This is a genomic window from Polaribacter batillariae (genome assembly GCF_017498485.1).
Lineage (GTDB): Bacteria > Bacteroidota > Bacteroidia > Flavobacteriales > Flavobacteriaceae > Polaribacter > Polaribacter batillariae.
The window spans coordinates 1,049,184-1,068,806 of record NZ_CP071795.1; the positions used below are offsets into that span (position 1 = coordinate 1,049,184).

Below are 19,623 nucleotides of genomic sequence, written 5' to 3' on the forward strand. Positions count from 1 at the left end.
TTTAACGGAAACCTTGATACAGAAGCTCTAGGAATTCTTTTTGATGAAGTTATTCAACAACACTATCAATTAAAATTGTTAACATCTCTATAGCAGCTTGTGCGATTTTTGTTCCTGGACCAAAAACACCAACAGCACCAGCATCAAATAAAAATTGATAGTCTTGTGCAGGAATTACCCCACCCACAATTACCATAATGTCTTCGCGTTCGTATTTTTTTAGTTCGGCAATAACTTTTGGCACTAAAGTTTTATGTCCGGCAGCCAAAGAAGAGATTCCTAAAATATGCACATCGTTTTCTACAGCTTGTTTTGTCGCTTCTTGTGGGGTTTGAAAAAGTGGCCCAATATCTACATCGAAACCCAAATCTGCATAACCCGTAGCAACTACTTTTGCGCCTCTATCATGCCCATCTTGCCCTAGTTTGGCAATCATAATTCTTGGGCGTCTTCCTTCTAATTCTGCAAATTTATCTGCTAGATCTTTTGCTTTTTTAAAGAGTTTGTCTTCTTTTATTTCTTTACTATACACGCCAGATATGGTTTTATGAACTGCTTTGTGCCTGCCAAAAACGACCTCTAAAGCATCCGAAATTTCTCCTAAAGTTGCTCTATTTCTTGCCGCATTTACAGCCAAATCTAATAAATTTTTATCCTGATGAATATCAGGATCTTTTTTATTTAAACTCAATTTTGCAGCTTCAGTTAAAGCTACTAAAGATTTTTTAACTTCAGCAGTATTTCTTTCTAATTTTAATTTTTCTAATCGTTCGATTTGAGAATTTCGAACAGCTTCATTATCTACTTCTAAAATATGTAAAGGATCTTCTTTTTCTAATTGATATTTATTTACCCCCACAATAACGTCTTGTCCACTATCTATTTTTGCCTGTTTTTTTGCTGCAGCTTCCTCAATTCTCATTTTCGGAATTCCTTTTTCGATGGCTTTTGTCATGCCTCCCAATTCTGCAACTTCTTGCATTAATTCCCAAGCTTTATTGGCAATTTTTTCTGTTAATTCTTCTACATAATAACTTCCAGCCCAAGGATCTACTGTTTTTGTAATGTGAGTTTCTTGTTGCAAGTATATTTGTGTATTTCTTGCAATTCTTGCAGAAAAATCTGTGGGTAATGCAATGGCTTCGTCTAATGCATTTGTATGTAAACTTTGGGTACCACCAAAAGCGGCTGCCATGGCTTCGATTGTTGTTCTGGCAACATTATTAAATGGATCTTGCTCTGTTAAACTCCAACCACTTGTTTGACAATGCGTTCTTAAAGCTAAAGATTTTGGATTTTTAGGATTGAAATCTTTTACAATTTTTGCCCACAACATTCTTGCCGCTCTTAATTTTGCGATTTCAGTAAAATGATCCATTCCAATGGCCCAAAAGAACGATAATCTTGGTGCGAAAGAATCGATGTCCATCCCTGCTTCTATGCCTTTTTTTATGTATTCTAATCCGTCTGCGAGTGTGTATGCCAATTCAATTTCTGCAGTGGCACCAGCTTCTTGCATGTGATAGCCAGAAATAGAAATCGAATTAAATTTTGGCATTTTCTTACTGGTATATTCGAAAATATCTGCAATAATTTTCATAGATGAAGCAGGAGGATAAATGTAGGTATTGCGCACCATAAACTCCTTTAAAATATCGTTTTGTATCGTTCCTGATAACAATTCTGGCGAAACTCCTTGTTCTTCTGCTGCCACAATGTAAAATGCTAAAATGGGCAAAACAGCCCCGTTCATAGTCATGGAAACCGACATTTTATCTAAAGGAATTTGGTCGAATAAAATTTTCATGTCTTCTACAGAATCTATGGCAACACCTGCTTTGCCTACATCTCCTTGCACACGTTCGTGATCGGAATCGTAACCTCTATGAGTTGCCAAATCGAATGCAACAGACAAGCCTTTTTGCCCAGCTTCTAAATTTCTTCTATAAAAAGCATTGCTTTCTTCTGCTGTTGAAAAACCTGCATATTGTCTTATTGTCCAGGGTCTTTTAACATACATTGTGGAGTAAGGTCCTCGTAAATTTGGCGCAATTCCTGCCACAAAATCTTCGTGCTTAAAAGATTTTAAAGGTTTAGACACCTCTTTTTTTAGCGTGATATTTTCTACTGATTTTCTACTCATTTTTCTAGCTTCATTAAGCTGTATAACTTTATACTAATTGCTTTAGATTGTTTTTCTTTCGCCTTAATTTTTCGCAGACAATAGCTGTAGAATAAAATTCCAATTATTATTGTAAATGCAATACCTACTATAATAAAATTTATAGCTCCTTTAAAATAGATGTACAATTTATCTTCTAAAAAAAATATAATTAAAAGCATAACAAAGCTAAAACCCGCTAAACAAATTGGAATTGTTTTTTTAATGTATTCTATTTCTTTTTTTAATTGATCTTGTTTTTTCTGCTGTATTAATATTTCTTTTTTCTTCATTCATTTTTATTAACGATTCATTAAAAATTGCTTTCATTTTTTAATCGTTGTTTTTCGTGATTTTCTGAAAGGCGTTTTCTAATTAATGGGGCAATTAATGTTTTTATATTTCTTTGTTTTAGAAAAGGATCTATTTCTAATTTACTTTTCATAAAATCTTGTTTGTTTGCTTGTAAGTTTGTGCCTAATAAAATAAGTTCTTTTTTCGCAAATTGTTTTTCTTCTTTTACGGCACTTTCTTTTATTTTTCTTTGAATATTGCCTTCTTTTAATTGTTTTAAAAAGCCACCACCTTTTTCTATTTGTTTAAAAATAATAAGAGCTTTTTCGGCTATTTGTTGTGTTAGAGACTCTATATAATAGACTCCGTTTGCAAAATTTTGGGCGTTTTTTAAACCACTTTCTTCTTGTAAAATTAGTAATTGGTTTCTTGCTATTCTTTCTCCAAATTCATCTTGTTTTGCATATATCGCATTGTAAGAAATATTGGCAATTGTATTTGCACCACCCAAAATGGCACTCATACATTCGCAGGTTGTTCGTAACATATTTACATTGTAATCGTACAATGTTTTGTTGCGTAAAGAAGGTTGCACAAACAAATGAACATCTTCTTTTTCTTTAATATTATATTCATTTAAAAGTGAAGACCAAAGCAAGCGAAATGCTCTTAATTTGGCGATTTCGTGAAAATAATTTCCACCAACAGAAAACTGAAAATGAATTTTAGAGGCGATTGAAGCTCCAAAATGATTTAAATATTCATTCGCATGCGCCAATGTATATGCTAGTTGCTGAATGTTGTTTGCCCCCGCATTTTGATACAAATCTCCAGAAACAGAAATCGAGTTTTCGGTAGAATTTACAATACTTTCTAGCTTTTTATGATCTTCTTTTAAGTTAACGAACCAATTACCACTTTCTGAAAAATTTCCAAGAATATCTGTTTGAAAATAACAAATTTTGCTATTTACAAATTCGGATATTTTTTTTGTAAAAGAATCGTCTAAAAAGTTGAATTTAAAATAAATAAAAACTTTTTTATATTGAATTTCTTTTAGTACAGCTTTAAAATCGAATTTAGATTTTGCCACAAATTGTAGTGCAGTTGCCCCTCTTTTTAAAGAATCTAAGGCAAAAAGATTGGCTTTTTCTTCATCATTAATAAAAATAGTTTGGCAAGTTTTAAAATTTTCTTTGGGTAAGTTAATTTTTATATGGTTTCTGTCTTCCTTTGTGTAAAAAGGTCTTACAGTAAGTCCGTCATTTGTTTTCCAAAGTAATGTTTCGTTATAATCTGCACCTTTTAAATCTACTTGAATTTTTTGTTTCCAAGCAGCTGGCGAAGTTCCATTAAAATTGTCAAATAAAAATGTGCTCATTATTTTTTTATGGTATCGAATTCAATAATATAAATATCTTCGTTTTCTTTTTTCATTAGATATTTTTCTCTGGCAAAACGTTCTAATTGTAAGGAATCTTGTAATTTTTTTATGGTAGCTTTGTCTTCTTTTATTTTTGTTTTATAAAATGAGATGGTGTTTTCTAAATCTTCTATTTCTTTGTTGAATTTACGATGTACTAAATAAGAGTTGTCATCAAAAAAAAGCATCCATATTACAAACGGAATTAAAATTAAAACAAAAATATTTGTTAGAATTTTTACAATTTTATTTTCTTTTAAGTTCTTTAAAATCATTATATTACAATCGTTCGTTTATAACTGTTCTAACGATATCTATGGCAACAGTATTGTATTTATCATTAGGTATTATAAGGTCTGCAAAGTTTTTTGTTGGCTCTATAAATTGTTGATGCATCGGTTTTAAAGTTGTTTGATATCGGTTTAAAACTTCGTCTAAATCTCTACCTCTTTCAGAAATGTCTCTTTTTAATCTTCTTATTAAACGCTCGTCTGTTTCTGCATGTACGAAAATTTTAATATCGAACAAATCTCTTAATTCTTTATTATTTAAAATAAGAATGCCTTCTACAATTACTACTTTTCTTGGGTGTATTTTTACAACATCTTTGGTTCTATTGTGCGTTACAAAAGAATATACAGGTTGATTGATGGTTTTGCCATTTTTTAATGCTTTTAAGTGCTTGATAATTAAATCGAAATCAATTGCTCTTGGGTGGTCGAAATTAATTTTAGAGCGTTCTTCGTAAGTTAAGTTATCGGTTGCATTGTAGTAAGAATCTTGCGAAATTACACAAACTTCGTCTGAAGGTAGTTGTTTGATTATTTGATTTACAACAGTTGTTTTTCCACTTCCTGTTCCACCAGCAATTCCAATAATTAGCATAAAAATTTACAATTTTAGTAAAAACTCGACTTTAAAAAGTAAAGATATTATAAATATATAAATTTTGTGCTATCCTGGTTCTTTTTCAGAACCTACTTCGTGTGTAATTAATCCTCTAAAAGCGTCGAAAACAGTATTTCCTTCGTACAAAACTTTATAAACCTCTTTGGTTATAGGCATATCTACATTATAATCTTTTGCTAATTCCATAACTACTTTTGTTGTTTTAACGCCTTCTGCAACTTCATTCATATCCTTTATAATAACTTCTAATTTTTTTCCTTTTCCTAATTGAAAACCTACATGATGATTTCTACTTTTTGAGCTAGAGCAAGTGGCGACTAAATCACCTAAACCTGTTAGCCCAGAAAAAGTTCTTCTTTTACCACCCATGGCTATACCCAATCTTGTTAATTCAGACAAACCTCTTGTAATTAACGCAGAACGCGTATTATCACCAGCATTTGCTCCATCACCCATTCCTGTGGCAATTGCCATAACATTTTTTAAAGCACCACCCAATTCGCTTCCAATTACATCTGTATTTGTATAAACTCTAAACAAACCAGAACTAAAAACGGTTTGTAATTTTTTTGCAATGGTTTTATCTGCAGTAGAAATTACAGCTGCTGCAGCTTTACCAAAATGAATTTCCTTTGCCAAATTAGGTCCTGTAAGTACTCCTGCTGGATGTCCTGGCATGAGTTCTTCAATAATTTGAGTCATTCTCATTTTAGTAGAAATTTCTAAACCTTTTGCCAAGCTAACAATAGGAACCCAAGGTCTTATGTATGGTTTTGCTTCTAATAATACAGCTCTAAAATGTTGCGATGGTATTCCCATAACAATAACATCTGCATTTTGTACGGTTTCTTTTATAGAGTTTGATGCTTTTAAACCTTTATGCAATTTTGCATTAGGTAAATATTTTTCATTGGAATTATGCTCGTTAATTTCTTTTACGGTTTCCGGATTTCTTGCCCAAAGTGTAGTTTCGCTATTTTTGGCCGTTAAAGACGCAACTGTAGTACCCCAAGAACCACCACCCAATAAACCAACTTTAAGTTTCATAATTATTGTTTTAAAAAGTATTTTATGACAAGATACTTATTTTAAAAGTTTTAAAAGGCATGAGATGTAAAAAAAGACGAAGCTGTTACAAAAGTAAATTTAACGGTCATTGTAAGCATTCCTAAAATCAAAATATATTTTGATTGAAAGTAGCGAACGAAGTTATCGAAAAATCTAAAATACTGAAATTCAATAAATAAGATTTCTCCATTACAGTCGAAATGACAAATTTTTATACTTTCGAGACAGTCTCGTCTTTTTTAGCCTAATACCAATTTCTTATTTGAAACTTTTTTAGCTTTTAGTCGTGAAGATTTTTGCTTCTTAAATAATCCATTAACATGGCAGTTCTATCCGTCATAATTGCATTGGCTCCGTTGTTAATTAACCATCCCCAAACAGCATCTGCACCTTCAGTAATTACTTTTTCATCTGTATGACCAGCTGTTAAATCGTCCCAAAGAGGAATGGTTAATACAGTTATATTTTTTGAATTTAAATATTTAATTTGTTTAAAGTTATTAGAACTCGTAGAAGGAAACGTAACTTCGTATGCAAAAGGCGAAATCGTGTTATTGTATTCTTCTACATACTTATTGGCATCTGTAACATTGTCTATTAAAATAGGCATGTAAATTATTTCTTTCATTAAATCTCCATATTTATCGAGCATATATTTTGCGGGTTTGCGGCCTTTAAAAATAGCTTGTTTTATAGTACCTGTTTCTTTTAAAACTGCGTAGGCTTCTTTTACAGTTTCACCTTCTACTTTATCTAAATTGATTAAAATTTTATCTTTAGCCAACTCCATAACTTCTTTTAGAGTAGGTATTTGATGTATAGAACCTTTTACACCGCAGGCATTTTTTAAACGTAATTTTTTAATTTCTGCCAGTGTAAAATCGCTTACTTTGCCTTTTCCGTTTGTGGTTCTATCTACAGTTTTATCGTGCATTAAAATCATGTGTCTATCTTTTGTAAGACGTACATCTATTTCTACAACATCTACCCCTAAATCGATACAACGTTGTATGGCTGCCAAGCTATTTTCTGGTGCATAACGCCAATCTCCACGATGTGAAACTGCTAAAATATAATCTTTTGAAGGGTTTTTTAAACGTTTTAAAATGGCAGTTGCTTTGGTTTCTACTTTAGCTTCTTGCGCGTAAAAAGTGGTCGCAAAAAAGAATACAAGTATTATAATTTTTTTCATTATTGATATTTTTTTATTGTTGATGTTTTTTATTATTGATGTTTTCCTTTCTCTCTTAAATAAGAAAGGAGTAAGGCAGGCCTGTCTGTTTGAATAATATCTACGTGATTGTTTAAAAACCAGTCGTACACTTTTGTATTTAGCGCGGCTTTTTCATCATCATGGCCACCATTATGTTTTGGCCAAAGTGAATTTACCCAAATACTTGCGCCTTGTTCTCGAATGTTTTTAAATTCTTTAATTAATGCGATTGTATCTTGTGGTACAGTAAATTCGAATGCTACAGGAATGTTGTTTTTATCTTTTAAATACTCGTTTATAATTTGTTTAGAATTCGGGTTATTTAAACGAACAATAGGCATAAAGTTAACTTTGTTTAAATATTTACCAAACTGAGTTTCTACTTCTGCTTTCGTTTTGTTTCCTTTGATAATAATTTGAGATAATGTTCCGGTTTTTTTCGCAACTTCGAAACACTTATCGAAAATTTCGTAGCTCTTATCTAAATTTACTAAAATTTTATCTTTACAAACTTTTAAAGCTTCTTCTAATGTTGGAATTTTATGCGGAGTTTCATGCCCAATTCCGTCTAAAAGATGTAAACTCTGTAAATATTCCCAAGTTAGTTCGGTTACCTTTCCTTTACCTGTTGTGGTTCTGTTAATGGTTTTGTCGTGCATTAAAACGAGTTGCCCGTCTTTGGTTTCTTGTACATCTATTTCTACCATATCTACCCCCATTTCTATACAATTTTTTATGGCTTGTATGGAATTTTCTGGTGCATTTCGCCAATCTCCTCTGTGAGCAACTACAATTACGTCTTTATTTTTAGAATCTTGCAAATTCGTAATTAAATCGTTAATTGTAACTACTTTTTTTGCTGTAATTTTATTCTCTTCTTTTGGGGTTGCCTCTTTGCAATTCATTAAAAAAAGAAGAAACAAAAGACTACACAATAGTTGTATTTTTTTCATCTTAATTAATATCCTGGGTTTTGAGTTAAAGCTGTACTTGCCGCTATTTGACTTGCTGGAATTGGCATTAATAGTTTATTAATATCTGTAATTCCTAAGACCGTTTGTGCTCTTTCTTGACGTAGCAAGTCGAACCAACGATGGCCTTCCCAAACCAGCTCTAATCTTCTTTGCAAATCGATTTCATTAAAAACAGTATTTTTATCTTTTGTACCAGTATATGGTGTTAATTTTGCTCTTTTTCTAATTTCATTTACATAAAAAATTGCTTGGTCTTGGTTATTTAATGCATTTTCTATTTCTGCTAGCATTAGCAATACATCTGCATATCTTAAAACTACCCAATCGCTACCAGCATCTGTTATCACTGTAGTTGGTACTGCAATTTTATTGTTGTAGGCTTCGCCACTAGATAATTTACCTACATATACATCTTTACGAGCATCTGTGGCTGCATATAAATTGTAAAAAGATTCTTTTAACACACCATGCCCTTTGGCACCACTTAAAGAGTTTACAACTCTACTTGTTGGATTAAACATTCTGTAGGCGTCTGAACCTTCTTTGTTTGTATTAATACCTGAAGCGTATTGTACTGCGAAAATAATTTCTTCGTTTAACTCATTATCAATTGCAAAAACTTTATCTGCATCGATTAATTTAAAAATTTGGGTATTTACGACTTTTAATAACTGTGTTTTTGCATCTGCATATTCTTTTAAGGTTAAAGCTACTTTACCTAATAAAGTATATGCTGCAGATTTTACGACTCTACCTTTGTTACTGTCATTACGAGTTGGTAATTTAGAAATTGCGTCTTCTAAGTCTGCTTTAATTTGTGAATAAACTTCTGTAGTTGCTGCTCTTTTTTGATCGAAAAAGTCTTGTGGATTTTCAACTTCATCAATAATTAAAGGAACATTACCAAAAATTCTTACTAAGTTAAAGTAGTATAAAGCTCTAATGAATTTCATTTCTCCAATTCTTGCTTGTTTGGTATCGTTATTTTCGTAGGTAACATTTTCTATTCTGTTAATAACAATATTGGCTCTTTGAATGCCTTTGTAAGCATCTTGCCAAATAGTACCTATTAAGCCATTTTGTGGAATTACATTGTAATCGTCTAATTGCCCATAAACACCACCATCGTTTGCAGGTGTTGCATCGTATGCATCTTCTCCAGGAATTTCTCCTATTGCAGGAATGGCAGTATTAAAATTTCCTGTAAATTGTAAGGATGCATATACTGCATTTACAGCTTCTTCTAATTCTTTTTCATTGGTATAAAATTTTCCAGATACCTTATTGGTAATAGGTTCTTGTAATAATTCGTTTTGACAAGAAATAGTGGTTAAAGCGATTGTGATTAAAATTACTATAATACGTTTCATAATATTGTATTTTTTTGTTTTTAAAGTTGAATTCTTGCACCTATTAAAAAAGTACGAGCAATTGGATAGTTTGCACCTGTATTATACCCAGAAGTTAATACGTTAGAACTGGTTCCATCTGGATTCCAACCTCTATATTTTGTAAGTGTAAAAACATTATTTGCAGAAAGGTATAGTTGAAAACTAGATACTTTTATGGCTTGTAAAACCGAAGGAGAAAAATCGTATGCCAAACGAATGTTTCTAAGTCTTAAATAATCACCATTATTTTTTTCTACTACAGAAGAGCTTCTAAGTTGCTTTCTAGAGTTAGAAAAGTTTCCAAAATTTGGTTGTCCTAAAAATCCGTTTGGATTGTTGGTTGGGTGGTATCTGTTTTTAAAATAATAGGTTGTTGGTACAGAAAAACCTTCTCCAGCTTCTGTTAACGAAGCCATATCTCCATCCATTAAAGTTCTACCAGTAACCCCAGTAAAATCGAAACTAAAACTAAAGTTGTTGTAAGCCACATTTGCACCAAAACCATAAGTAAAGTCTGGTAAAAAAGAACCTTTAGAGACTTTATCACTTGAGTCGATTTTTCCGTCTTTATTAATATCTTTTACTTTATAATCTCCGGTTAAAGTTCCACTAAGGTGTGGTGAGTTATTTATTTCTTCTTGTGTTTTATAAATTCCTTCGATTTCGTAACCATATATTTCTGCGATCGAATGACCAATTTTAGTTACAAAATTTTCGTCTCTTCCAGTGGCAATTACGTCTTGGTCTGGTCCTAAAGCTAAAACCGTATTTTTATAAGTGGTAATATTTGCATTAAACCCAATATTTAATGCACCTAACTTTAAATTATTGGCAGAAAGGTCTATTTCAAATCCTTTATTTTCCATTTCGCCAATGTTTGCTAATACTGTATTGTAACCTGTTTGTTGTGGTACTGGTAGGTTTAACAACAAATCTTTTGTATTGGTTTTGTAATAAGCAGTGCTAATATTTAATTTGTTAAATAAACGAAAATCTAAACCAATATTTAGAGAAGAGGCTACTTCCCAACCTAAGTTTGGGTTTGGAGAAGAGGTCGTAATAAATCCTGGTGCTAAAGCGTCGTTAAAAACATAATTAGAGTCTGTAATTAAGGCTTGAGAACCATAGTTTCCTATTTGATTGTTTCCTGTTTTACCCCAGCTTGCAGATAGTTTTCCAAAGTTTAGAATGTCGTTTTCTGGGAAAAAAGACTCTTTCGTGAAAATCCAACCCGCAGATAAGGAAGGAAAACTTCCCCAACGATTATTTACACCAAACCTTGAAGAGCCATCTGTTCTAACTGCTGCGCTTATTAAATATTTTGTTTGATAATCGTATTGAATCCTTGCTAAATAAGATTCTAGTGTCCAAATGGAAGAATTGTAATCAGCAGAATACGCACTAGCACCAGCGATATTTTGAATGTTATCATCTGGGTAGCCTGTTCCTGTTACTTTCGTGAAATTGTTAAACTCTTTTTGAAAAGTATGTCCTGCTAAAATGTTAAAACTATGGTTGTTAAATTCTAAACTATAATTTAACGTGTTTTCTACTAAATAATTATAACGAAATTGCTTTGTTTCTTCTCCATTTGCATCTTTTCTTGGAGCAGGAGTTCTGTAAGAACCAATACTAGAAGGGTAATAATAATCTTTATTATAAGCATCATAATCTCCACCTAAAAGCAATTTATAAGTTAAATTATTTAATATTTCTGCTTCAACAAACATGTTTCCAAAAACTCTAAACCTTTTTTTATGGTCGATTACTTTTGTAGAGGTTGCTAGTAAATTTTCTACAGGAGTACCATTAATACGAACGCCTTCTAATTCTCTTTGCTCGCTAATAACCTGTTCGCTAATATTTAGACTTCCGTCTGTTTTATACGGGCTGTAATAAGGAAAACTTAATGGAAGTAAACCTAAAGCACCAGAACTTCTACTTCCTTGGTTTTTGGAATTTAGTATGGTAAAACTTGGATTTAGCAAAATGCCAAATTTAATTTTATTGTTGATTTTAGAAGATAAATTAAATGAAGCAGAATAGCGTTTTAAATCGGTTCCAATTACAACACCTTCTTGATTAAAATACCCTAAAGAAGCATAATAATTTGTTTTTTTATTGCCACCAGATGCAGAAAGGTTGTAGTTATACATGGGCGCAGTTCTAAAGGCAACATCCATCCAATTTGTATTTGTTAAACCAGGTTGCCTATCTAAATAAGGTTGTAGAAAATCTAAGTTCAGCTCACGACCGTCGATATTTCTACCATTTAGTTTTTTGGTAACTCGTACGCTATTTGGGTCAGAAGCATTTCTATTGCTAGGGTCTTTAGAAACATACCCCCAATCTCTCGCTTCTTTTAAAAATTGTGCATGTTGGTAGGCATCTACTAATTCTACTCCAGAACTTTGTTGTTGAAAACCAACATAAGTATCTAACGTTATTTTAGTTTCTTGGTTATTTTTCCCCTTTTTAGTAGTTACCAAAATAACACCATTTGCTGCTCTAGAACCATAAATAGCAGCAGAAGCAGCATCTTTTAAGACACTAATATTTTCGATATCGTTGGTATTAATAGAGTTTAGAGAGCTCCCTTCAGATAAAGGAAAACCATCTACCACAATTAATGGGTTTGTACCTGCAGTTAACGTTCCAACACCTCTAATGGAGATATTTGAAGAAGCACCAGGCTGCCCATTACTTTGATTTACAACCACACCAGATATTTTACCAGCCAACTGTTGGTCTAAAGAAACAGAAGCTACTTTATTTAATTCTTTTGCATTAATTTTACTAACTGCACCAATAACTTTGGCTTTCGACTGTTTTCCATAACCAATTACAACAACTTCTTCTAATTGGCTAGCATCTTCTTTAAGCTTTACTATAAGCTGGTTTTTACCCTTAATGGCTACTTCTTTTGTAGTGTATCCAATATAAGAAATAACAAGTATTGCATTGTCATTTGCAACATCTATAGAAAAGTTACCATCGAAATCGGTTTCGGTACCTTTTGTCGTTCCTTTTACAAGAATACTAGCTCCTGGCAAAGGATTGTCTGCTTCGTCTGTAACCATTCCACGAATGCTTTGTTGTTGTTTTTCTGGTGTTTTAACAACAGGTTTTCTTTTAATAATAATGGTATGGTTTTTTATTATTTCAAAAGTAACGTTCTTATTTGATAAGCTATTCTTTAAGAGTTGAGTAATTTCGATTTCGCCCTTTTTTATTTTAACTTTTGGTGTTTTTTTAAATAAATTTTTAGGATACACAAAATTAAAATCACTCTGTGTTTTTATGATTTTAAATACTTGGTCGATGGTAACTTCTTTATCACTTTCGATATAAACCTTGTTTTGTGCTATTGTGTTTTTTGTATTGAAACTAAAAACGGTTGTGCACATTAAAAAGATAAAGGTTTTCATAATTACTTTGAATAATTGTTTCCTACATAAGAAACTAAAATTAATAGGACTAAATTTCATAAGTTTGCATGTGTTAGTTAAATATTTGTTTTTAATTGATACGTGATTACTTGGGGACGAAGTTGTTGACACCGCCAAATGTTTATACTTCGTTCCTTTTTTTTTATTCTAAAATTATTTTTTTATCCATTATTTTAAAGTTTTTAATTGTTCCGAAATTTTTAATACTGTTTAAAATATCTTCAATTTGTTGTTGTTTTCTTAAAACTCCAATAAATTCTTCATTTTCTATTTTTTTATTTTTAATTATAATATCTACATCATACCAACGAGATAGTACTTTCATCATTTCTTTTATAGATTTATTATCGAAACTAAACAAACCATCTTTCCACGAAATTTCGTTGTAAACATCTACTTTTTTTGTAGTTAAAGTATTTGTTATAAGGTTGTAATTTAATTGTTGATTTGGAGTTAATTGTTGTTCCTTATCATTTACATCTATAGAGATTTTACCTTCTACCAAAGTGGTGTAAATATTTGTTTCATCTTTATAGGCTTTTAGATTAAATTCTGTTCCTAAAACATTAATTTCTTGTGCGCTATTAATTACCTTAAATTTTACACCTTTGTGTTGTGTGCTTGGTGAAACAACGAAATATGCTTCTCCATACATCAATTCGACTTTTCGTATTTTTCCATCTAAAAATGTAACTGGATACTTTAATTGTGTTTCTGAATTTAACCATACTTTAGTACCATCAGACAATTCTAGAAAAAAATTACCCCCTCTAGGTATTGTTAAATAGTGGTATGCAATTTCTGTAACTTCTTGTTTATTAGGCTTATAAACCAATTTTTCTCCATTACTATTTGCATTTTTTGTCGAAAAAGACGCTCCTTTTTTTAACTGGATAGAAGTTCCGTTTGCCAAAGTTAGTGTCGCTTTGTTGCTACCAGGTATTATGGTATCTATATATTTAGAAATGTTTTTTTCTGTAGTTATGTTAAAAGACTGGTTTTTATAGAAGTAACTGGCAGCTAAAATTCCTACGAACATGGCAGCAATAGCAAATTTAAACCAGTTTTTTTTAACAATTGATTTGGTTTTTTTGTTTTTTTTCTGAATTGCTTCCCTTTTTAAAAGAATATTTTCCCAAGCTTGTTCTTTATTAATCGTTTCGTATTCAGAAAGTCTATCTACCACTTTTTCAAAATCTATTTTTTTAGAAAACGGATGTTCTTTATACTGCTGTTTTAAAGCTATTTTTTCTTGAGCTGTAATTATTTTCAGCTTCTTTTTAATGATAAGTTTCGATATTTTTAAAATACCCTTCATACTACCTGTTCTTTTGTATAGAACAACACAGATTTAAAATGGTACTACTAGAAATGTATTTTTTTTGAAATATTGATTCGTTTATTGCTAAATAATAAGAAATAAATAGTATTTTCTATATCTCTAAACTGTTCTCTTAAAATCTTGTAAGCTTGAGATTTAAGAGTTTTTACAGTTTGTAGTTTGATGCCTAAATTTTCTGAAATTTCATTATTTTTTATTCCTTTTAAGCTAAGTTTTATAATTTCTTTCTTACGATCTGATAATTTTTCTATTGCCTGATGCAACTGTTTTACAATTTCTTCTTCTAAAATGTTTTTAAAAAAAAGATTATCGTCATGCAACGCCTTAATTGTATTTAAAGAATGTTTGTCTTTTACCTTATAATGCTTTATAATATTGTAACATTTATTACGAGTTGCCTTATATAAATAAGCTTTAAGAGACAAATTGTCTGGGAAAGAGTTGTTTTTATTCCATAAATCTACAAATAGATCTTGTACTAAGTCTTCGCTAGTTTCTTTTAATGGTAAAAATCTTGTTGCATAAAGAACTAATGCCTCGTAATTATCGTCGAAGATTTGCTTAAAATCTTGTTTAATTTGTATATTTTTTGCCGCTACCAAGAAAAATTAAGATATTAAATTAGTAATTATAAAATTACAAATTACAATAAAATAACTTTATAAACTTACAATATGTATATTAAGATTAGGTAAACTATTTTTTAAAGTATGGTAAAGAGCTAAAAAAATGAAACCTTTTTTTTAGCATTTGTAAGAATTTTATCTATTGATAATAAGGTTTTTGTGAGACTATTAAGTTAATAAAAAATGTAATTTCTTAGTGGTTTTTACGTTTTCTTCCAAACCAATAAGGCAAGTAAAGTAGATAAGATTGCGGCACCAATCCAGAAAAAAGTAATGGTATCGAAATTATAAAGTGTTTCTCCGTTTATTACAGATTTGTTATTTTCTATTAAATAGCCACTTGCAATATCTTGAATTCCTGCAGCAGCATAACTCATAATTCCAACAATTCCTAAAGCAGCACCAGAAGCTTTTTTAGAAGCAATATCAACGGCCATTAAACCTCCTAAATAACAGATTAATGCCCCAATTGCCAATCCGAAAATAACCATACTTATGGCGTCTAACCACCACATATTTTTAGGTCCCAATAAGAAAAGTGAAAGCGCAAACACATTCATTAATCCAAAAATTAAAGCAGGCGCATTTCTTCTTCCTTTAAAAAGTTTATCTGAAACAAACCCAGAGGAAGCAGTTCCTAAAATTCCAAAAACGGCACTAATAGCCACTAAACTATTGGCTTGGGTTAATGTATAGCCTTTTGCAGCTTCGAAATAATAAGGTCCCCAACTATTTACGGCGTATCTAGAAATATACATAAATGCACTGGCGAAAGCGAGAATCCATACGTTAAGGTTCTTTAAAACACCCTTTTGTTCTTCCCAAGTAGAGGTTTTTACCTTTTTAAAATCTTTGTTTACAGGAGGTAAACCTTTGCTTTCTGGTGTATCGTGGAAAAATAAGGAAATCATTAACGCACCTAATAAACCAACCATTGCAGCAGCTCTAAAACCCCATTCCCAACCAAAGTAAGAAACTACCACTGCTGTTAAAATATAGGTAAGCGCTTCACCAATATTATGACTGGTACTCCAAAAACCATAAAAGCTACCCCGTTCTTTGTCTTTATACCACCTAGATAATGAAACAACACAAGAGGGAGCCCCCATAGATTGTACCCAACCATTTACGCCCCAACAAATAGCGAAAAACAAAAATGCGCCTGTAAACCCCATTATTAAATTTGCCAAGGCAGAAATTAAAAGACCCACTGCCATAAAACGTTTAATATTGCTGTGGTCTGCTAAAAAACCATTGGTTAGTTTACCCACAGCATAAGAAAAGAATAAGGCAGAACCAATAATGCCCAATTCAGATTCTGTTAATACACCAGCATCTACAATTGGTTTTTTAACTACATTTAAACTTAAACGACACACATAATAGAAGCCATAACCTAAAGTTGCGGAAATAAAAACTTGCCATTTTAGTTTTTTGTAATACTTTTTTTGAGCATTTTCTGCTAAAGAAATGTCTTTTGAAGCTGATTTTTTGAAAAATTGAAACATATACTTTTTTAAATTTTTGATAGGGTAAATTAGAAGATACATTCGTTTGTATCTTCAAAAAAAAATAGGTTGTAAAAAAATAATTCTATTTATGAAGTCCTTTATCTCGAAGATAGTTTAAGAGTAGTTGAGGTCTATCCGTTTGTATCATATTTACACCTTTTTTAATATACCAACCATAAATGCTATCCGTTTTTACTAAGGCCATATCATCTTCATAACCAGCATTTAAACTTTTCCATAAAGAATTTACCCAAATCCGAGAACCCTTTTTTCTAATTTCTTTAAATTTACTAAGTATGGGAGATTTTTCATCTTTGAAAACAAATTCAAAGGCAATTGGCGAAAATTTTTCTATATATTCGTTAATGGTTTCTTCCGTGTTTTCTTCGTGAAGCACAACTACAGGCATAAAAGGGACTTTGTCTAAGTATTCTCCAAACTCTTTTCTAACTTCTGGCAGGGTTACTTTTCCTTTCATAATTACTTGATCTGTAGTTCCTGTTTTTTTTAGTATTTCATAGGCTTCATCAAAATAACTATAACATTTATCTAAATTGATAAGTATTTTTCCTTTAGCTAATAACATTGCTTCTTCTAACGTTGGTATCTTATGATGTGTTGGATGATTGGCACCGTTTCTTAAATACAACGTTCTCAAACTATCTAAAGTCCAGTCTTTTACCAAACCTTTACCTGTTGTAGTTCTATCCAATTTTTTATCGTGGATTAAAACGAGTTTTCCATCTTTTGTCTTATGGATATCTATTTCTACTATATCTACCCCCATATCTATACAGTTTTGAATGGCTTGTAAAGAATTCTCTGGTGCATTTCTCCAATCTCCTCTATGTGCAATAACCATTACATTGTTGGAATCAGCATTTTCTAACATTGCTATTAAACTTCGAATAGTATTTTTATTCGTTTTTTTTGAAGTTATATCATTTGCCCGTTGTTTACAAGAAACGAGCAAAATTAGCACTAAAGGAATGTATATAAAATGTCTTATTTTTAATATTGATGTTTTCATAAAATTTTATTTTGATTTGTAGGGACCAAATTTCTCTTTTAACTTATAAGTATTTTTATTATGATCTAAAACGAAAATTTCAAAACTATCTCCATTAGGATATACTCTAATAAAAAAATGCCCTTTTGTACTTTTATAGACTTTTTTTATTTGACGACCAAACTGTTTTTTTATTTCTTCGCCTACAAAAGGAGAAAAAACATCTGCTTTGCTGTCTTGAAGATTGTTTTGAACTTTTTTCGAAAAATGCGGGTCATGTAAACTTTGATGAGCGATTACTTGAGGTTTCAGTTTTTTTAAAAAGTAAGCGTTTGTAGCATCTTTATGGCCATGGTGGTCTAAGGTTAATACATCTACTTCTCCAAGAATTTTTCCTATTGAAGTTTCAATATCATAATCTGGATAATCATTTATCCCTGGCAAATCTCCACCAACATAATAATCGAATTTTCCATAAGAAATTTTTAAAGCCAAACTTAAAGGGTTTTCATTATAATAACCTTTATTATTAACTAGTGGTGGGGTAAATGTATATTTACTAATTTCGTTATTTTTACCAGCCCAAATTAAATTATTAACCTTTATATTTCTAACTTCAAAATTTTTGAATTTTAATGGTTGATGTCTTAATATTATTTGTTTGTTAGTACCTGGAAATAACTGCTCTACTTTTAAACCAGCATTTTCTTTTTGATACAACAAGAATTTTAAGTAATTATCCATCGATAAATTTACCTTTCCATTTGGTTTTAATAAGTCAAGAGGATAATTGTATTCTGGATATGCTCTGTCAATTAATTTTTTTATAGGTATAATATCTCCAACGGCGGTAATGCCTGTTAATTTATAAGCTCCATTTTTTGCTATGGGAGTATTTCTAGTAACTTCTCCATAATGGTCGCTATGAAAATGGGAAATTAGCGCATAGTCTAGCGTATCTTTATCTAAAAAATAGTTAATATAGTTTGCAATGCGTTCTCCTGTAGAAATATTTTTATTATCGAAAGGTGGATAATATGGATGTTTTTTTCGCTGTTTTGCATCTCCTGCGTCAAAAAGTAAAGAAGTTCCGTCTGGAAAAATCATAAAAGAAACATTTCCTCCTCCAGAATGGATAAAATGGATATCTAAAAAACCTTCTTCCCACTCTAAAGAAGTTTTATTATTTACTCTATTATTTTCACAAGAAATAAAAAATAATACAAAAGATGATATAATAATAAATGATATTATTGCCTTTAATTTCCGCATAAAATTAATGTAGTTTTTTAGTTTCTAAAAATTTTACCATCTTTTCTGGATAATCAGTAAGTAAAATATTTGCCCCTTTTCGAACACACCAACCCCAAGCTTCTTCAGGTTTTGTTAGTGCTAAAGTATCATCGTGTCCAGCACACATTTCTTTAGATAGCGTTGTTATCCATACACTTATATTTTGTTTTTTAAACTCTTGAATTAAATTTAATGTGTGAGAATTTTCTGTTGAAAATCTGATTTCAAATGCACTTGCACTACCATCTTTTAAAAATGGAGTAACATACCTTGCAACATTATCAACGGTTTCTTTTACTCTAGGTATATAATGACTCTTTTCAAATAAATAAGGTGTTAATTTTTTTTGAGCTTCGTTTTTTTGATATGGTTCAACAAAAACTGCATGGTCCATTGTTTTTGTTTTTATCAAGATATTTTTAACTTCTTCAAAAGAATCGTTGGCTTTATCTATCATAACCAAAGTTTTTCCTTTTGCAAAGCGCATTACTTCTTCTAATGTTGGAACTAAATTATCTGTAATTTGTCCATCTCTATTTAGTATTTTTAAAGATTTGATATAAGATAAGGTACGATGGGAAATTTTTCCTGTTCCATTTGTTGTTCTTTCTAAATCACTATCGTGCATTACAATTAATTTACCATCACTTGTTTTTCTTATATCTATTTCAATGATATCTGTTCCTGTCCCTAATGTTCTTTCAAATGATTTAATAGTGTTTTCAGGAGCATTATTCCAATAAATACCACCTCTATGAGAAGCTACTAAAACATAATTATTATCTGGGTTATTTAGTTTATCTATTAAGAAATCTATTTTAGTTCGATTTATTTCAGAATCTATACCTGTTCCATGAGGTATATTTTTTTCAATTTCCTCTACGTCTAACAAGTTCTTTTTATTACAAGAATAAAAGATAGATGTAAAAATTAGGTAAGTGCAAAATAATTTGTGCATAT

16 protein-coding genes are annotated in these 19,623 nt (G+C 30.9%); all 16 read right to left on the reverse strand.

Features of this window, described 5'->3' with window-relative positions; translation table 11 throughout:
- Positions 1-49 precede the first annotated feature (49 nt).
- A complete protein-coding gene (gene scpA / locus JL193_RS04635; protein ID WP_207972699.1) occupies positions 50-2,143 on the reverse strand; it encodes a methylmalonyl-CoA mutase in 2,094 nt (697 codons plus the stop codon).
- The gene (locus tag JL193_RS04640) at positions 2,140-2,454 is read right to left on the reverse strand and encodes a hypothetical protein (RefSeq protein ID WP_207972700.1); all 315 of its coding nucleotides are present in this window, start codon (positions 2,452-2,454) and stop codon (positions 2,140-2,142) included. Before JL193_RS04640 ends, scpA begins: the two co-directional genes overlap by 4 nt.
- 20 nt (positions 2,455-2,474) lie before the next feature.
- A complete protein-coding gene (locus tag JL193_RS04645; RefSeq protein ID WP_207972701.1) occupies positions 2,475-3,836 on the reverse strand; it encodes a methylmalonyl-CoA mutase subunit beta in 1,362 nt (453 codons plus the stop codon).
- On the reverse strand, positions 3,836-4,153 hold the full coding sequence (locus tag JL193_RS04650; RefSeq protein WP_207972702.1) for an FtsB family cell division protein: 318 nt from the start codon (positions 4,151-4,153) through the stop codon (positions 3,836-3,838). Before JL193_RS04650 ends, JL193_RS04645 begins: the two co-directional genes overlap by 1 nt.
- Positions 4,154-4,157: 4 nt before the next feature.
- Positions 4,158-4,763: a uridine kinase gene (gene udk / locus JL193_RS04655; RefSeq protein ID WP_207972703.1), complete on the reverse strand. Its 606-nt coding sequence runs from the start codon at positions 4,761-4,763 to the stop codon at positions 4,158-4,160.
- Between the two features lie 69 nt (positions 4,764-4,832).
- Positions 4,833-5,834: an NAD(P)H-dependent glycerol-3-phosphate dehydrogenase gene (locus JL193_RS04660; RefSeq protein WP_207972704.1), complete on the reverse strand. Its 1,002-nt coding sequence runs from the start codon at positions 5,832-5,834 to the stop codon at positions 4,833-4,835.
- A gap of 301 nt (positions 5,835-6,135) precedes the next feature.
- Positions 6,136-7,047, reverse strand: coding sequence for a glycerophosphodiester phosphodiesterase family protein (locus JL193_RS04665; protein WP_207972705.1), 912 nt, complete (start codon positions 7,045-7,047; stop codon positions 6,136-6,138).
- Between the two features lie 32 nt (positions 7,048-7,079).
- On the reverse strand, positions 7,080-7,973 hold the full coding sequence (locus tag JL193_RS04670) for a glycerophosphodiester phosphodiesterase family protein (protein ID WP_243456835.1): 894 nt from the start codon (positions 7,971-7,973) through the stop codon (positions 7,080-7,082).
- Between the two features lie 53 nt (positions 7,974-8,026).
- Entirely contained in the window at positions 8,027-9,412 is a 1,386-nt protein-coding gene (locus JL193_RS04675; protein WP_207972707.1) for a RagB/SusD family nutrient uptake outer membrane protein, read from the reverse strand.
- Positions 9,413-9,432: 20 nt separating this feature from the next.
- Entirely contained in the window at positions 9,433-12,861 is a 3,429-nt protein-coding gene (locus JL193_RS04680) for a SusC/RagA family TonB-linked outer membrane protein (RefSeq protein WP_207972708.1), read from the reverse strand.
- Positions 12,862-13,024: 163 nt separating this feature from the next.
- Complete coding sequence (locus JL193_RS04685) at positions 13,025-14,200, reverse strand: FecR family protein (protein ID WP_207972709.1); 1,176 nt, start codon at positions 14,198-14,200, stop codon at positions 13,025-13,027.
- 47 nt (positions 14,201-14,247) lie between these two features.
- On the reverse strand, positions 14,248-14,826 hold the full coding sequence (locus JL193_RS04690) for an RNA polymerase sigma-70 factor (protein WP_207972710.1): 579 nt from the start codon (positions 14,824-14,826) through the stop codon (positions 14,248-14,250).
- 227 nt (positions 14,827-15,053) lie between these two features.
- Positions 15,054-16,358: an MFS transporter gene (locus tag JL193_RS04695; protein ID WP_207972711.1), complete on the reverse strand. Its 1,305-nt coding sequence runs from the start codon at positions 16,356-16,358 to the stop codon at positions 15,054-15,056.
- 85 nt (positions 16,359-16,443) lie between these two features.
- Positions 16,444-17,391, reverse strand: coding sequence for a glycerophosphodiester phosphodiesterase family protein (locus tag JL193_RS04700; RefSeq protein WP_243456836.1), 948 nt, complete (start codon positions 17,389-17,391; stop codon positions 16,444-16,446).
- A 6-nt stretch (positions 17,392-17,397) separates the two neighbouring features.
- Complete coding sequence (locus JL193_RS04705; RefSeq protein ID WP_207972712.1) at positions 17,398-18,642, reverse strand: ComEC/Rec2 family competence protein; 1,245 nt, start codon at positions 18,640-18,642, stop codon at positions 17,398-17,400.
- Between the two features lie 4 nt (positions 18,643-18,646).
- Positions 18,647-19,621, reverse strand: a complete 975-nt coding sequence (locus tag JL193_RS04710; protein ID WP_207972713.1) for a glycerophosphodiester phosphodiesterase family protein — start codon at positions 19,619-19,621, stop codon at positions 18,647-18,649.
- Positions 19,622-19,623 lie beyond the last annotated feature (2 nt).

Excerpts from the sequence above, each read along its gene's own strand:
- scpA (WP_207972699.1), bottom strand. The coding sequence starts at position 2,143 with ATGAGTAGAAAATCAGTAGAAAATATCACGCTAAAAAAAGAGGTGTCT.
- JL193_RS04640 (WP_207972700.1), bottom strand. The coding sequence starts at position 2,454 with ATGAAGAAAAAAGAAATATTAATACAGCAGAAAAAACAAGATCAATTA.
- JL193_RS04645 (WP_207972701.1), bottom strand. The coding sequence starts at position 3,836 with ATGAGCACATTTTTATTTGACAATTTTAATGGAACTTCGCCAGCTGCT.
- JL193_RS04650 (WP_207972702.1), bottom strand. The coding sequence starts at position 4,153 with ATGATTTTAAAGAACTTAAAAGAAAATAAAATTGTAAAAATTCTAACA.
- udk (WP_207972703.1), bottom strand. The coding sequence starts at position 4,763 with ATGCTAATTATTGGAATTGCTGGTGGAACAGGAAGTGGAAAAACAACT.
- JL193_RS04660 (WP_207972704.1), bottom strand. The coding sequence starts at position 5,834 with ATGAAACTTAAAGTTGGTTTATTGGGTGGTGGTTCTTGGGGTACTACA.
- JL193_RS04665 (WP_207972705.1), bottom strand. The coding sequence starts at position 7,047 with ATGAAAAAAATTATAATACTTGTATTCTTTTTTGCGACCACTTTTTAC.
- JL193_RS04670 (WP_243456835.1), bottom strand. The coding sequence starts at position 7,973 with ATGAATTGCAAAGAGGCAACCCCAAAAGAAGAGAATAAAATTACAGCA.
- JL193_RS04675 (WP_207972707.1), bottom strand. The coding sequence starts at position 9,412 with ATGAAACGTATTATAGTAATTTTAATCACAATCGCTTTAACCACTATT.
- JL193_RS04680 (WP_207972708.1), bottom strand. The coding sequence starts at position 12,861 with ATGAAAACCTTTATCTTTTTAATGTGCACAACCGTTTTTAGTTTCAAT.
- JL193_RS04685 (WP_207972709.1), bottom strand. The coding sequence starts at position 14,200 with ATGAAGGGTATTTTAAAAATATCGAAACTTATCATTAAAAAGAAGCTG.
- JL193_RS04695 (WP_207972711.1), bottom strand. The coding sequence starts at position 16,358 with ATGTTTCAATTTTTCAAAAAATCAGCTTCAAAAGACATTTCTTTAGCA.
- JL193_RS04700 (WP_243456836.1), bottom strand. The coding sequence starts at position 17,391 with ATGAAAACATCAATATTAAAAATAAGACATTTTATATACATTCCTTTA.
- JL193_RS04705 (WP_207972712.1), bottom strand. The coding sequence starts at position 18,642 with ATGCGGAAATTAAAGGCAATAATATCATTTATTATTATATCATCTTTT.
- JL193_RS04710 (WP_207972713.1), bottom strand. The coding sequence starts at position 19,621 with ATGCACAAATTATTTTGCACTTACCTAATTTTTACATCTATCTTTTAT.